The organism is Bradyrhizobium australiense (assembly GCF_013114825.1).
GTDB classification, from domain to species: domain Bacteria; phylum Pseudomonadota; class Alphaproteobacteria; order Rhizobiales; family Xanthobacteraceae; genus Bradyrhizobium; species Bradyrhizobium australiense.
The window spans coordinates 185311-198654 of record NZ_JAAVLX010000006.1; the positions used below are offsets into that span (position 1 = coordinate 185311).

Annotated in this window: 11 protein-coding genes; 5 read left to right on the forward strand and 6 right to left on the reverse strand. The window is 63.6% G+C overall.

The window, feature by feature from the left end:
* Positions 1 to 19: 19 nt before the first annotated feature.
* Positions 20 to 1309 (forward strand): glycerate kinase type-2 family protein, encoded by a 1290-nt coding sequence (locus tag HCN58_RS19580; protein ID WP_171581016.1) that lies wholly within the window; start codon positions 20 to 22, stop codon positions 1307 to 1309.
* Positions 1310 to 1487: 178 nt separating this feature from the next.
* A complete protein-coding gene (locus HCN58_RS19585; RefSeq protein ID WP_171581017.1) occupies positions 1488 to 3635 on the forward strand; it encodes a sensor domain-containing protein in 2148 nt (715 codons plus the stop codon).
* A gap of 120 nt (positions 3636 to 3755) precedes the next feature.
* Here the strand turns inward: HCN58_RS19585 and HCN58_RS19590 are convergent, their stop codons facing one another.
* Positions 3756 to 4274: a MarR family winged helix-turn-helix transcriptional regulator gene (locus HCN58_RS19590; RefSeq protein ID WP_171581018.1), complete on the reverse strand. Its 519-nt coding sequence runs from the start codon at positions 4272 to 4274 to the stop codon at positions 3756 to 3758.
* 175 nt (positions 4275 to 4449) lie between these two features.
* Here HCN58_RS19590 and HCN58_RS19595 point away from each other — a divergent pair, with 175 nt between their 5' ends.
* The 3 genes from HCN58_RS19595 to HCN58_RS19605 are packed head-to-tail and all read left to right on the forward strand — an operon-like array spanning position 4450 to position 7992.
* The gene (locus HCN58_RS19595) at positions 4450 to 5490 is read left to right on the forward strand and encodes a branched-chain amino acid ABC transporter permease (RefSeq protein WP_171581019.1); all 1041 of its coding nucleotides are present in this window, start codon (positions 4450 to 4452) and stop codon (positions 5488 to 5490) included.
* A 4-nt stretch (positions 5491 to 5494) separates the two neighbouring features.
* Complete coding sequence (locus tag HCN58_RS19600) at positions 5495 to 7264, forward strand: branched-chain amino acid ABC transporter ATP-binding protein/permease (protein WP_171581020.1); 1770 nt, start codon at positions 5495 to 5497, stop codon at positions 7262 to 7264.
* Positions 7261 to 7992 (forward strand): ABC transporter ATP-binding protein, encoded by a 732-nt coding sequence (locus tag HCN58_RS19605; protein ID WP_171581021.1) that lies wholly within the window; start codon positions 7261 to 7263, stop codon positions 7990 to 7992. Before HCN58_RS19600 ends, HCN58_RS19605 begins: the two co-directional genes overlap by 4 nt.
* A 125-nt stretch (positions 7993 to 8117) precedes the next feature.
* On the opposite strand, the gene HCN58_RS19610 is transcribed toward HCN58_RS19605, so the two are convergent.
* The 5 genes from HCN58_RS19610 to HCN58_RS19630 form a co-directional block, all read right to left on the reverse strand.
* Complete coding sequence (locus tag HCN58_RS19610; protein ID WP_171581022.1) at positions 8118 to 9266, reverse strand: ABC transporter substrate-binding protein; 1149 nt, start codon at positions 9264 to 9266, stop codon at positions 8118 to 8120.
* Between the two features lie 87 nt (positions 9267 to 9353).
* A complete protein-coding gene (locus tag HCN58_RS19615; protein ID WP_171581023.1) occupies positions 9354 to 9773 on the reverse strand; it encodes an acyl-CoA thioesterase in 420 nt (139 codons plus the stop codon).
* 9 nt (positions 9774 to 9782) lie between these two features.
* On the reverse strand, positions 9783 to 10544 hold the full coding sequence (locus HCN58_RS19620; RefSeq protein WP_171581024.1) for an SDR family NAD(P)-dependent oxidoreductase: 762 nt from the start codon (positions 10542 to 10544) through the stop codon (positions 9783 to 9785).
* Positions 10545 to 10579: 35 nt separating this feature from the next.
* On the reverse strand, positions 10580 to 12466 hold the full coding sequence (locus HCN58_RS19625) for a feruloyl-CoA synthase (protein ID WP_171581025.1): 1887 nt from the start codon (positions 12464 to 12466) through the stop codon (positions 10580 to 10582).
* A 1-nt stretch (position 12467) separates the two neighbouring features.
* Positions 12468 to 13268 (reverse strand): crotonase/enoyl-CoA hydratase family protein, encoded by an 801-nt coding sequence (locus HCN58_RS19630; RefSeq protein ID WP_171581026.1) that lies wholly within the window; start codon positions 13266 to 13268, stop codon positions 12468 to 12470.
* Positions 13269 to 13344: the final 76 nt, after the last annotated feature.

Genomic DNA, 13344 nt, shown 5'->3' on the forward strand with positions numbered 1-13344 from the left:
GTGAAATTCCCGTGCAACCATGACCGACCGACGTCCCCTCTTGCGTGCGATCTTTGATGCGGCCGTTGCGGCCGCGCATCCCGACGTCGTGCTTTCCGCTCATCTGCGTCCCGCGCCCAAGGGCGAGGTGATCTGCCTCGCCGCGGGCAAGGGCGCGGCGGCGATGGCGGCTGCCGCCGAACGACACTACCTAGATACGCTGGGGCTTGATCCGTCGCGTCTGACCGGCATCGCCACCACGCGCCATGGCCACGGCGTCCCGACGCGGCGGATCAGGGTCATCGAAGCTGGCCATCCAGTGCCCGACGAAGCCGGGCTGAAAGCCGCCGACGAAACGCTGCGTCTCGCCGCCGAGGTGACCGAAGACGATCTGCTGCTGGTGCTGTTGTCCGGCGGTGGCTCGGCGAACTGGATCGCGCCAGCCGAGGGCGTTTCGTTCGCGCAGAAGCAGCAGGTCAACCGCGCGCTGTTGCGTTCGGGCGCGCCGATCGGCGAGATGAACGTCGTCCGGAAGCATCTGTCGCGGATCAAGGGCGGCCGGCTGGCCCGCGCCGGGCAGCGCGCCGCCGAGATCGTGACGCTTGCGATCTCCGATGTACCGCACGACGATCCGTCCGCGATTGCATCGGGACCGACGGTACCTGACACCTCCACGCTGGCGGACGCCCGCGCGCTGGTCGCGAAATACAATCTCACAGTCGACGATGCCGTCAGGCGCGCACTCGACGACGTCAGGAACGAGAGCTGCAAGCCCGGCGATCCCGCCTTTGCCCGCGCGCAATTCGAGATGATTGCAAAGCCGAAGGCTTCTCTCGACGCGGCGATCAAGGTCGCGAGGGACGCAGGATATGAGGTCGTCGGCCTCGGCGCCGATCTCGAAGGCGAGGCACGCGAGGTCGCGGCCGACCATGCGCGGCTGGCGCTGAAAGCACAGAGCGAGGGCAAACGAACCGCGATCCTGTCGGGCGGCGAGCTCACGGTGACCGTGCGAGGCAATGGCCGCGGCGGTCCCAACCAGGAATATGCGCTCGCGCTGGCGGATCTTCTGAAGGATACGTCCGGCATTGTGGCACTGGCCGCAGACACCGACGGTGCCGACGGCGGCGCCGGCAGCGCGACCGACCCGGCCGGCGCTTTGATCGATCAGACGACGTTTGCGAAGATGAAGTCGCTCGGCCTCGACCCTGCGGCCTATCTCGCCAACAATGATGCGACTGCGTTCTTTTCGGCCACCGGCGATCTCCTGCTGACCGGCCCGACCCTCACCAACGTCAACGACGTCAGGGTGATCTTGGTGGATCCGTCGTAGATCTCCGGGCAGTTCCGGAACCTCGCACGCGCCGAAACGGCGTTAACGCTCTGTTGAGCAGTTTGCGAGGATCCCGCGCGCATTGTGTCCATCGCGAAGGCGCGATTCACCAGCTCGGCTTCTAATAGCCGTTCTCCTGGAGGAGGAGAGCCGCCAATGGCGGCTGGGGAAACGCTCCATGACGGATCACCGCCAGATAACCGCGCCGCGGTCAGCGCATTTGAGTGCGCGCCTCGAAGAGGCGATCGACCATTTGTCGCTCGGTATCGTCGTCTTCGACGAGAGGCGCGAGGTCGTTTTCTGCAACCGCCGCTACAGGGAAATGTACGGGCTCTCGCCTGAACAGGTGAAGCCGGGAACACCGACCCAAGAACTCATTCGGCACCGGCTGAATCTCGGCCTGAAGGTGCAGGTCGCGGTCGATGATTATATCCGTGAGCGCGTTGGTCGCGACATCGCACTCGACACCACCGTGCAGGAGTTCACCGACGGCCGGATCGTTGCCTACACCGTCTATCCGATGCCCGGCGGCGGCGGGATGGCGACCCACGAGGACATCACGGAGCGCGAAGAGCTCAATGCCCGGCTGAAGAAACAATACGAGCGCGGAAAAGAACAAGAGGAAGCCCTGCGCGTCAGGAACTTCCAGTTCGACACCGCGATCAACAACATGTCGCAGGGGCTTTGCTTCTTCGATGCCGACCACCGCCTGATCGTCTGCAACGACCGCTTCGTGGAGATGTACGACATTGCGCCCGAACGCGTCAGCCCCGGCATGTCGCTCATCGAGATCGTCGACCTGCGCTTCGAAGCCGGCAGCTTCCCCGCCATGACACGGGACGAATATCTGCAATGGCGCACCAACGTGGCGGTTTCCAATGAAGCCAAAGACAGCATCGTCGAACTGAAGAACGGGCGTACCTTCAAGATCCGCCACCGCCCGATGCCCGGCGGCGGCTGGGTCGCGACGCATGAGGACATCACAGAACAGCGCCAGTCCGAGGTCAAGATCGAGTACATGGCGCATCACGATGCGCTGACCGATCTTGCCAATCGGGTGCTGTTGAACGAGCGGCTCGAATATGCGCTGGGCAGGGTTTCGGGCGGGGAAATGGTGGCCGTCCATCACCTCGATCTCGATCAGTTCAAGGCCGTAAACGATACGTTCGGCCATCCCTGCGGCGACAGGTTGCTGAGGATCGTCGCCGAACGGTTGCGCTCCCTCGTTGGTGATTCCGACACGATCGCGCGGATGGGCGGCGATGAATTCGTCATCGTGCAGGCCACGATCTCGGACCCCGCCGATGCCACTTCGCTGGCGCAGCGCGTCATCGATGCGTTGAACGAACCCTATGAAATCGACGGCCAGCAGGCCGTGATCGGCGTCAGCATCGGCATTTCGGTCGGTCCCGGCGACGGATCGAATCCCGACAAATTGCTGCGCAACGCCGACCTCGCGATGTACCGCGCCAAAAGCGACGGCCGCGGCACGTTCCGTTTCTTCGAGCCTGCGATGGACCTGCAGATGCAGACCCGCCGCATCATGGAGCAGGATCTGCGCAAGGCGTTGCCGGCGGGCGAGTTCGAGCTGCATTACCAGCCGGTCGTCAACCTCGCGAGCAAGGAAATCAGCGGCTTCGAGGCGCTGATACGCTGGAATCATCCGACCAAGGGAATGATCTCGCCGGCCGCCTTCATCCCGCTGGCCGAAGAGATCGGCTTCATCGTGCCGATGGGCGAGTGGGTGCTCAGGAAGGCTTGTGCCACCGCCGCGCAATGGCCCGACAACTTTCACGTCGCCGTCAATATTTCAGCGATCCAGTTTCGCAGTCCCGGCCTGATACAGGTGATCGTCGGCGCGCTCGCCGCTTCCGGCCTTGCGCCGACCCGGCTGGAGATTGAAATCACCGAGAGCGTGTTGCTCCACAACAAGGAAGCGACGCTTGCGTTGCTGCATCAGTTGCGGGCGCTCGGAATCCGGATCGCGATGGACGATTTCGGCACCGGCTATTCGTCGCTGACCTACTTGCAGAGCTTTCCGTTCGACAAGATCAAGATCGATCGTTCCTTCGTCAAGAACATCACCGAGAATTCGAGCTCGCTCAACATCGTGCGCGCGGTTGCCGCGCTCGCCAATGGAATGGGCATGACGGCGACCGCCGAGGGCGTTGAAACGGCGGAGCAGCTCCACAGCATCGCATCCGAGGGATGCACGGAGATGCAGGGCTTCCTGTTCAGCCGGCCGCTTCCCGCCGCCGAGATCGAGCGGCAATTCCTGTCGGGACGCGGGACGCGCGGGGCTCAGGGCCGTATTATCGCGGCCTGACAATATCGACACCGTCATTCCGGGGCGATGCGAAGCATCGAACTATGGTGCGCAGTTGCGCACTTGAGAATCTCGAGATTCCGGGTCTGGTCCTTCGGACATCCCGGAATGACCGCCAACTCAAAACTCCGCCGCGATCTTCGACAGCATTTCCAGCAGCGCGACGCGGTTGGCGGGACCCAGCAATTCGTTGAGACGCGCCTCGTGCTTGCTGGCAACGAGCTTCTTGGCACGCGCCAGCACCGCTCTTCCCTTATCGGTCAGAACCAGGATGTGCGAGCGGCGGTCGTTGGTCGAGCGCATCCGGGCGCAGAGGCCGCGGCTCTCCAGCGCATCCAGCATCGAGACGAAATTCGGCCGGAGGATGCCGAGCGTGTTGGCGATTTCGGTCTGGTTGCGCCCGGGATTGCGGTCGAGCAACAATAGCACCGAGAATTGCGCCGGCGTCAGTTGCAGCGGCGCGACACAGCGCAGGAAGTCCTCGAATACCTTGAGCTGCGCGCGCTTGAGCGAATAGCCGAGCAGGTCGGCCAGCTCGCCCAGTTGCAGAGCGCCATTCTCGGCCGCGCCATCGGCGATTTCCTTGCCGTTGCTGCGCAACGGCTTGACGGCATCGGTCGCTGCCTTGGAAAATGTCATGGCGTGAGGCTCGCCCCTGAACAAGGCTCGGCCGGTGGACCGGGGCCTTGATGTTATATTTGATAATTGTTATCGGATATATCAAATCTCGGCGTGTTTCAACTGCCGAGATATGGGACGGCCGGCGGACCTTGCGGGGTCAGGACCGGCGACGCTTTTAGGGGGAGCGCCAGTCTTGAATACGACGATCATGCTGTTCCTGTTGCAGGACGGCATTACCAATGGCGCGATCTATGCGCTGCTCGGGCTTGCGCTGGTGCTGGTGTTTGCCGTCACCCGTGTCATCCTGATCCCGCAGGGCGAATTCGTCACCTACGGCGCCCTGAGCTACGCCATGCTGGCGACCGGTCAGGTGCCGGGCACCGCGAAGCTGGCGGCCGCCATGGGCGTGGTCGCCTTCGGCCTCGATCTGTTTGACGCACGGCGATCGTTGCGGCTCAAGCGGGTCTTGCGCGCCTTTGCCCTCAACATCGCACTCCCCGCCATGATCCTGGCCCTGACTTACGGCCTCGCAGGTCCCAAGACTCCGATCGGAGTCAACATTGCGCTGTCGCTTCTGATCGTCGCGGCAATCGGGCTGTTCCTCTACCGCATCGCGTTCCAGCCGATCGCCCATACCTCGGTGCTGGTGCTGCTGATCGCGTCTGTCGGCTGCCATCTCGCGCTGCAGGGCCTGGGATTGGTATTTTTCGGCGCCGAGGGCCTGCGCGGGCCGGCGCTGTCGAATACCGCGCTCACAATCGGGCCGTTGCGCTTCACCGGCCAGAGCCTTGCGGTGTACGGGCTGACGATCGCCTTCATCGTCGCGCTATGGCTGTTCTTCGGCTTCACGCTGATGGGCAAGGCGTTACGCGCTACCGCGGTCAACCGGCTCGGCGCCCGCCTCATCGGGATCCGCACCACGCTGTCGGGGCAGATCGCCTTTCTGCTGGCGTCCCTGATCGGCGCGATTTCCGGGATCCTGATCGTGCCGATCACCACGCTCTATTACGACACCGGCTTCCTGATCGGCCTGAAGGGCTTTATTGCCGCAATCATCGGTGGACTCGTCAGCTATCCGCTGACGGCCATCGCAGCCTTGCTGGTCGGCAGCGTCGAAGCGTTCTCCTCGTTCTACGCCAGCAATTTCAAGGAGGTCATCGTCTTTACGCTGATCCTTCCCGTGTTGGTGCTGCGTTCGCTCGCAGCCCCCGCGGTCGAGGAAGAGAAGGACTGACGCGATGAATCAGCGCGCCCCTCTCATCATCTTCGCGCTCGTGATGGCGGCGATCCCGTTCATCCCGGGGGTCCCGCCATTCTGGATCGTGCTGCTCAACAATATCGGCCTTGCCGCGCTGGTAGCGATGGGGCTGGTGCTCCTGACCGGCGTCGGCGGCCTCACTTCATTTGGCCAGGCGGCCTTTTGCGGCTTCGGTGCCTACACCACGGCGGTATTGACCACGGCCTATGGCTTCTCGCCATGGCTGACACTGCCGCTCTCGCTCTTGGTCAGCGGCATCGCTGCGGTCCTGCTCGGCATCGTCACGGTACGGCTGTCCGGCCATTATCTGCCGCTCGGCACCATCGCTTGGGGCATCGGCCTGTTTTACCTGTTCAGCAAGCTGGAATTCCTCGGCCGCAATGACGGTATCTCCGGGATCCCACCGCTCTCGATCGGCAGTTTTCGGATGCTCGATCCCGGCACGATCTATTTCGCGATCTGGGTCGCGGTGCTGGTCTCGGCGCTCTTGACCATGAATCTCCTGGACTCCCGCACCGGCCGCGCGATCCGCGCATTGCGGCGCGGACATATCGCCGGCGAAGCGTTCGGCGTGCAGACGCCGCGCGCCAAGCTTCTGGTGTTCATCTATGCAGCGGTGCTGGCAGGCCTGTCCGGCTGGCTGTATGCGCATTTCCAGCGCGCCGCCAACCCGACGCCGTTCGGCGCACAGGCGGGCATCGAATATCTGTTCATCGCCGTGGTCGGCGGTGCCGGCTATGTCTGGGGCGCGGTGCTCGGCGCCGGCATCGTCGTGATCCTCAAGGAGATCCTGCAGAGTTACCTGCCCTATATCTTCGGCGGCCAGAGCCAGCTTGAGACGATCGTATTCGGCATCCTGCTGGTCGTTCTGCTGCAATTCGCGCCGACCGGCGTCTGGCCCTGGCTGATGTCGCGATTGCCGATCAAGTCGGGTCGCAAGACACCCGACACATCGCTTCCCCTTGCCGCGCGCGAGCGCGCGCCGGCCTCGGCTGCCGTGCTGCTGCAGATCGAGAAAGCGCGCAAGCAGTTCGGCGGCGTGATAGCCGTCAACGACGTCTCCTTCGATGTCCGCTCCCGCGAGATCGTCGCCCTGATCGGCCCCAACGGCGCCGGCAAGAGCACGACCTTCAACCTGATCACGGGCGTGCTGACGACCACCGGCGGAACGATCTCCGTGCTCGGTCACAAGGTCGACAACGCTCCGCCGCAGGAGGTCGTCAAGCTCGGCGTCGCGCGCACCTTCCAGCACGTCAAGCTGGTGCCCGACATGACCGTGCTGGAGAACGTCGCGATCGGTGCGCATCTGCGCGGGTTTGCGGGCGCGATCTCCAGCATGTTCCGGCTCGACCGCGCCGATGAAGCGAAACTGCTGGCGGAAGCCGCGCGCCAGATCGAACGCGTCGGGCTCGGCGACCAGATCGACCAGTTGGCGGGAAGCCTCTCGCTCGGCCAGCAGCGCATCGTCGAGATCGCGCGCGCGCTGTGCGTCGATCCGCTGCTGCTGCTGCTCGACGAGCCGGCCGCGGGACTGCGACACATGGAAAAGCAGCGGCTCGCCGCACTGCTCCGTCAATTGCGGGACGGCGGCATGTCGGTGCTGCTGGTCGAGCACGACATGGGCTTTGTGATGGATCTCGCCGACCGCGTCGTGGTGCTCGATTTCGGCACCAAGATCGCCGAGGGCACGCCGGATGCGATCAAGACCAATCCCGACGTGATCAAGGCCTATCTCGGAGCTACCGCATGAGCGTGCTGTTATCGGTCTCCGACGCGCACGTTTCCTACGGCAAGGTCGAAGCCGTGCGCTCGGTTTCGCTCGAAGTGGCCGACGATGAGATCGTCACCATCATCGGCGCCAATGGCGCCGGCAAGACTACGCTGCTGAACGCCATCATGGGCGTGCTGCCGCTCAAGGGTGCCGCCGCCTTCGCCGGCATCGATATGGCCCCGCTCGACATCGAGGATCGCGTTGCGGCGGGCCTCTGTCTCGTGCCGGAGCACCGCGAATTGTTCGGCACCATGAACATCGAGGACAATCTGCAGCTCGGCGCCTTCCGGATTCCGAAGGCCACGGCCGCAAAATCGTTCGAGCGTGTCTATGCGCTGTTTCCGCGGCTCAAGGAGCGGCGCAAGCAATTGGCCGGCACGCTGTCCGGCGGCGAGCAGCAGATGCTGGCGATGGGCCGCGCGCTGATGGGCGCGCCAAAACTGTTGATGCTCGACGAACCGAGCCTTGGTCTCGCGCCGATCATCGTTGCCGACATCTTCCGCACAATCGGCGAATTGCGTGCCGCCGGTGTGTCGGTGTTGCTGGTCGAACAGAATGCGCAAGCGGCGCTTAAAATTGCTGACCGCGCCTACGTCATGGAACTCGGTGAATTTATCCTGTCCGGGCCGGCCAAGGATATCGCCAGCAACCAGCGCGTCGCGGCAAGCTATCTCGGCTTCCAGCACGAAGGCACGAGCGGGATCTAGATTCGAGTCTCACAGGCTTTCGGAGGGTGGGCAAAGGCGCATATGCGCCGTGCCCACCATCTCTCCTGTTCGCTGATCTATGGTGGGCACGCTTACGCTTTGCCCAGCCTACAGACCGAACGTCCTCACTTCGCCGGAACGTACTTCCCGTCCTTCACGGTCAGAATGATGCGCGAGCGGTCGTCGAGGCCGTAGCGATCCTTTTCGGTGAAGTTGTAGACGCCCTGGCTGGCTGCGATTTCCTTCTCCGACATCAGCGCCAGACGGATCGCCTCGCGGAATTCCGGCGTGCCCGGTTTGGCCTTTTTCAGCGCCACCGGTATCACGCGCTTTAGCACTTCGAACGCATCGTAGGAGTGGCCGGCGAACTGGCTGCGGCTGTTGGCGCCATACTTGGCTTCATAGGCCGTGTTGAGCGCCAGGCCCGGCTTCTTGGTCAGCGCGCTGTCGGGCTGGGACTCCGGCGACATCACCGGACCGGAAGCCATGATCACGCCTTCCGCCGCGGGACCTGCGATGCGGATAAAGTCCATGCTGGCGGCGCCGTGGGTCTGATAGATCAGGCCCTTGTAGCCGCGCTCGCGCAGGGTCGTCTGCGGCAGCGCCGCTGCGGTGCCGGAGGCGCCGACCAGAATCGCGTCGGGATTGGCGGCAAGCAGCTTCAGCACCTGACCCGCCACTGACGTATCCGGACGCGCGAAACGCTCCTCGGTGGCCAGGGTGATTCCCATTGGAATGGCCTGGTTCTTGAAATCGTTGAACCAGAGATCACCGTAGGAATCGGAGTAGCCGATATAGCCTACGGTCTTGATGCCGTGCGCCTTCATGTGCTCGTACAGCACCTTGCCCATGATCGGGATCGGCTGCGGCATTGCGACCGACCACTTGATGCGCGCTTCGTTGATCGGGAACGGGGCGAGGCCGATATGCGGGATTCCCGCCTCGTTTGCCACGGTCGCCACAGCGATCGTCGAGGGCGTCGTCGACGAGCCCATGATGACGTCGGCCTTGGACTCGGTGACAAAGCGGCGCGTGTTTGTTGTCGCCGTGGTCGGATCGCCGCCGTCGTCGAGCACGATGACCTTGATCGGCACGCCGCCGATTTCCTTCGCCACGAAGTCGAGCGAGTTGCGTTCGGGAATGCCGAGCGCCGCGGCAGGCCCCGTCGTGGTGATGGAAATGCCGACTACAATCTCGTTGGTTTGTGCAACCGCCGCGCCCGGCAGGGCGAGAGCCGCTATAACGGCTGCAGCGGACAGCAAGGCCTTTTTCATTCATTCCTCCCTTGATAATCTATTTATCGTTTAAGCAAAAACGGGCGACCACTTCAGCCCCTCCTTTAGATCATGCGGGAGCCTCCGTCAGCCCCGCATGAATCGCTCGATGATCTCCGGCGGCATCGGGGCCGATTTCAGCTTCGTAGGATCGTCCGGATGCTTGCCGACCAGCACGCGCGTCTCGAACGCCTCGATCGCCAATGCGTCGGCCTTAAACACGTTGTGGACCACCTCGAAGCTGGATCGCTTGAAGCTCTCGATGCGGCTTTCGATCCGGATCCACTCGCCATGGGTCGAGGGAATGTGGAATTTCGCCCGCGTGTCCACCATCGGGATTCCGACCAGGCCGTATTTGTGGATGATGTCCTGTTTCGAGAAACCGGCGGCTTCGAACATGATCGAGGTCGAATCGTCGAACATCGCGAAATAGCGCGGGTAGTAAACGATGTTGGCGGGGTCGCAATCGCCCCACTGTATCTGCACGTCGCGCCGGTTGACGAACATAAACGATCCCTACCGCGGCGCCATGCGAAGCGCGGCATCGAGCCGCACCACTTCACCGTTCAGATAGGGATTGTCGATCATGTGCAGCGCGAGCGAGGCGAACTCGTCGGCCTGGCCGAGCCGGCGTGGGAACGGGATCGAGGCGGCCAGCGAGTCCTGCGCTTCCTGCGGCAGATTGGCCAGCAGCGGCGTAAGGAACAGGCCCGGCGCGATCGTCAGCACGCGAATGCCGAACTGTGCCAGCTCGCGTGCGATCGGCAGCGTCATGGCGACGATGCCGCCCTTGGAAGCCGAATAGGCCGACTGACCGATCTGGCCGTCATAGGCTGCAACCGAGGCGGTCGAGATCACCACCCCGCGTTCGCCGGTGGCAAGCGGCTCCAGCTTCGACATCGGAGCCGTCGCCAGCCGCAGCATGTTGAACGAGCCGATCAGATTGACCTTGATCACCTTGTCGAAATCGCCGAGCGCCATCGGGCCGTCCTTGCCGATCACGCGCTTGGCGACACCGATGCCGGCGCAGTTCACCAGCACGCGCGCCGGGCCGTGGGCCGCCGCGGCCTTGGCGATCGCGCCTTCCGCGGAGGCAGCATCGGAGACGTCGCAGATCACGGCGACGCCGCCGATCTCGGCCGCGACGGCCTCCGCGAGGTTGGCGTTGAGATCGCAGACCGCGACCTTGGCGCCCTGCGCCGCGAGGCGGCGCGCGGTCGCCGCGCCCAATCCCGATGCGCCGCCGGTGACAATGGCAGCCTGGTCCTTCAAGTGCATGGTGCTCTCCCTGACAAGTTCTTGTTCGAATTCGGTTACGGCGTGATCACCTGCGCCGGCGGCGCTGGCGAATAGATTTCTTCGATCAGCGCGCCGCGGTTTTCCAACACCGCGCGCTGGTTGATCGAGCCCTTGTCGGTGACCTCGCCACGATCGATCGATAGCGGCGCATCGAGTAGCACCGCGCGCGTGATCCGGGTCGACGATCCGGTCGCGCCAGCGACAAGCTTCTGGAAGCGCTCGCGGAAGGCCGCGACGATCAGCGGATCAGACGCCGCGGCGGCCAGATCATCATGTGGAAGCGTCGGATTGATCAGACGGCAACCGTCGAGATCGAGCACCACCAGCGCCGATATTTCGTCGCGGTTGATGCCGGCAATGACGACGTCGCGCGCCAGTGGCGCACAAGCCGCGACAAAGCGCGCCCGCAGTGGGCCGACGCTGACCCAGGTGCCGCTAGCAAGCTTGAAGTCCTCGCCGATGCGGCCGTCGAAATCGAAGCCGGCGTCGAAATTATCGGGATCGGCCGGCTTGAGCGCGTCGCCCATCTTGTAGAAGCCTTCCTCGTCGAAAGACTTGGCCGTGATATCCGGCTGGCGCCAATAGCCCGGCATGACGTTCGGCCCCCTGGCGCGAACCTCAAGCTTGCCGTTGTTGGGCACGAGTTTCGCATCATTCCCCAGAACCGGCAGCCCGACATGGCCGGAGCGGCTGGTATGCGGATTGACCGACATGAAGAACGGCGCGGTCTCGGTGGCGCCAAGGCCGGTCAGCATCGGCACCCGATAGCCGGTTTCGCGAACCGACAATTCGTCGAGGCTGTTCCAGACAAAGGCCGATAACGCGGCGCCCGAGAAGAACATCGCATGAAGGCGAGCAAAGAATTTTTTGCGCAAGCCTGCATCATCGCGCAAGTATGGCAATAGCGATTCATAGCCCTTGGGGACGTTGAAATAGACCGTCGGCGAAATCTCCTGGAGATTGCGCACGGTCTCCTCGATGCCGCCGGGCATCGGCTTGCCCTCGTCGAGATACATCGAGCCGCCATTATATAGCGTCAGCCCGATGTTGTGGTTGCCGCCGAATGTATGGTTCCACGGCAGCCAGTCGACGATGACAGGCGGCTCATCCTTCAGAAATGCCAGCGTCTCGCGCAGCATCACCTGGTTGGCGCAGATCATGCGCTGGGTGTTGATGACCGCCTTCGGATTTCCGGTCGAGCCCGAGGTCAGCAGGAATTTTGCGATCGTGTCCGGGCCGATAGCCTCGTGAACTGCGTCGAGGCGCGGGTGCAATGGGGTCGCCATAAGATCTGCAAGTGTCGTGACATCACGGCCGGGCACCGCACCGCACGAGGCAGCGATCTCGGTCCCGAACGACACATTGACGGCCAGCGCATCGGCGAATTTCGTGGCGTCGTCCGCGAAGACGAGGCCGGGCGTCAACAGCTTCATCAGATAGCTGAGCTTCCCGTAGTCGCGCGACACCAGCGAATAGGCCGGCGATACCGGACAGAAGGGAATGCCCGCATAGAGCGCGCCGAACGCGACCAGCGCATGATCGACCGAGTTGCCGGACAGGATGACGACCGGCTTCTCGGTCGAAAGACCGCGGCCCAGCAGCGCGGAGGCGATGCGCCGCGACGACGCGAGCAGTTCTGCATAGGTGATCTGCCGCCAGCTTCGTGCCGCGTTGCGCTCGGCCATGAAGACCCGGTCGGGTGCCGCTGCCGCCCAATGATGCAGCCGGTCGGTGATACGCGCCGGATAATCGCGCAACTGCGCTTTCGGGCGCAGATAGATGGTGCCGTCGTCGCGGCGCTCGACATGCACCGCGGGCGTGCCGAACGAGATCGGGCGCAGCCGATGTTCGGCGCGCGCGGCTGAATCGGTCGAAGCGGACATGTCGGGCTTGGCGCTCATGTCAGGTCGGCTTCACCTTTGCGGTCTTGTGCTCGAGAAACGCGCGAATGCGGCGCTTGGCCTCTTTGTCGCTCTGCGCCACGGTTGCCATCAGGGATTCCATCAGCAGGCCGGTCTGCGGATTGGCCTCCGCAATCATCGGCAGCGCCTGCAGCACGGCAAAATTGGTGAGCGGCGCATTCGCCGCCACGCGTTCCGCGAGTTCCAGCGCCTTCGGCAGCGCGCCCTCGGCCTCCGTGAGATATTGCGAGAAACCATAGGCCGAGCCTTCGGTCGCCGAATAGACCCGCCCCGTGAGCATCATGTCGATCATCCGCGCCACGCCGATCAGCCGCGGCAGCCGCACCGATCCGCCGCCGCCGACGAAAATGCCGCGCTGGCCCTCGGGCAGCGCGAAATAGGCCGATGGTTCGGCGACGCGAATATGCGCGGCGCAGGCCAGTTCCAGGCCGCCGCCGATCACCGCACCTTTCAGCGCCGCGATCACGGGGACCCGGCTATACTGGATGCGGTCGAACACCCGATGCCACATCTGCGAGTGCCGCAGGCCCTCGGTGGCGTCATGCTCGGTCAGTTCGGACAGATCGAGGCCGGAGGAGAAATGGTCGCCGACGCCATGGATGACCACGGCGCCTGTCCCCTCGGGAAGATGGGAGAAACAATCCTGGATTGCGAGGATGATGCCGTCGTTCAGCGCATTGCGCTTGGCCGGACGGTTGAGGCCCACGGTCAGCACCGCGCCGTTCTGCTCGATCTTGAGCAGGTCGGATTGACCCGCTGATGCGGTAGAGGCGTTTCCCATCGGCGTGTATTGCTTCCTTTGCAGAATAGTTATGTTTTATAACGATTTTGGTGGGAGTCAAGGCGCCTGTCCGGGG

Excerpts from the sequence above, each read along its gene's own strand:
- HCN58_RS19580 (WP_171581016.1), top strand. The coding sequence starts at position 20 with ATGACCGACCGACGTCCCCTCTTGCGTGCGATCTTTGATGCGGCCGTT.
- HCN58_RS19585 (WP_171581017.1), top strand. The coding sequence starts at position 1,488 with ATGACGGATCACCGCCAGATAACCGCGCCGCGGTCAGCGCATTTGAGT.
- HCN58_RS19590 (WP_171581018.1), bottom strand. The coding sequence starts at position 4,274 with ATGACATTTTCCAAGGCAGCGACCGATGCCGTCAAGCCGTTGCGCAGC.
- HCN58_RS19600 (WP_171581020.1), top strand. The coding sequence starts at position 5,495 with ATGAATCAGCGCGCCCCTCTCATCATCTTCGCGCTCGTGATGGCGGCG.
- HCN58_RS19605 (WP_171581021.1), top strand. The coding sequence starts at position 7,261 with ATGAGCGTGCTGTTATCGGTCTCCGACGCGCACGTTTCCTACGGCAAG.
- HCN58_RS19610 (WP_171581022.1), bottom strand. The coding sequence starts at position 9,266 with ATGAAAAAGGCCTTGCTGTCCGCTGCAGCCGTTATAGCGGCTCTCGCC.
- HCN58_RS19615 (WP_171581023.1), bottom strand. The coding sequence starts at position 9,773 with ATGTTCGTCAACCGGCGCGACGTGCAGATACAGTGGGGCGATTGCGAC.
- HCN58_RS19620 (WP_171581024.1), bottom strand. The coding sequence starts at position 10,544 with ATGCACTTGAAGGACCAGGCTGCCATTGTCACCGGCGGCGCATCGGGA.
- HCN58_RS19625 (WP_171581025.1), bottom strand. The coding sequence starts at position 12,466 with ATGAGCGCCAAGCCCGACATGTCCGCTTCGACCGATTCAGCCGCGCGC.
- HCN58_RS19630 (WP_171581026.1), bottom strand. The coding sequence starts at position 13,268 with ATGGGAAACGCCTCTACCGCATCAGCGGGTCAATCCGACCTGCTCAAG.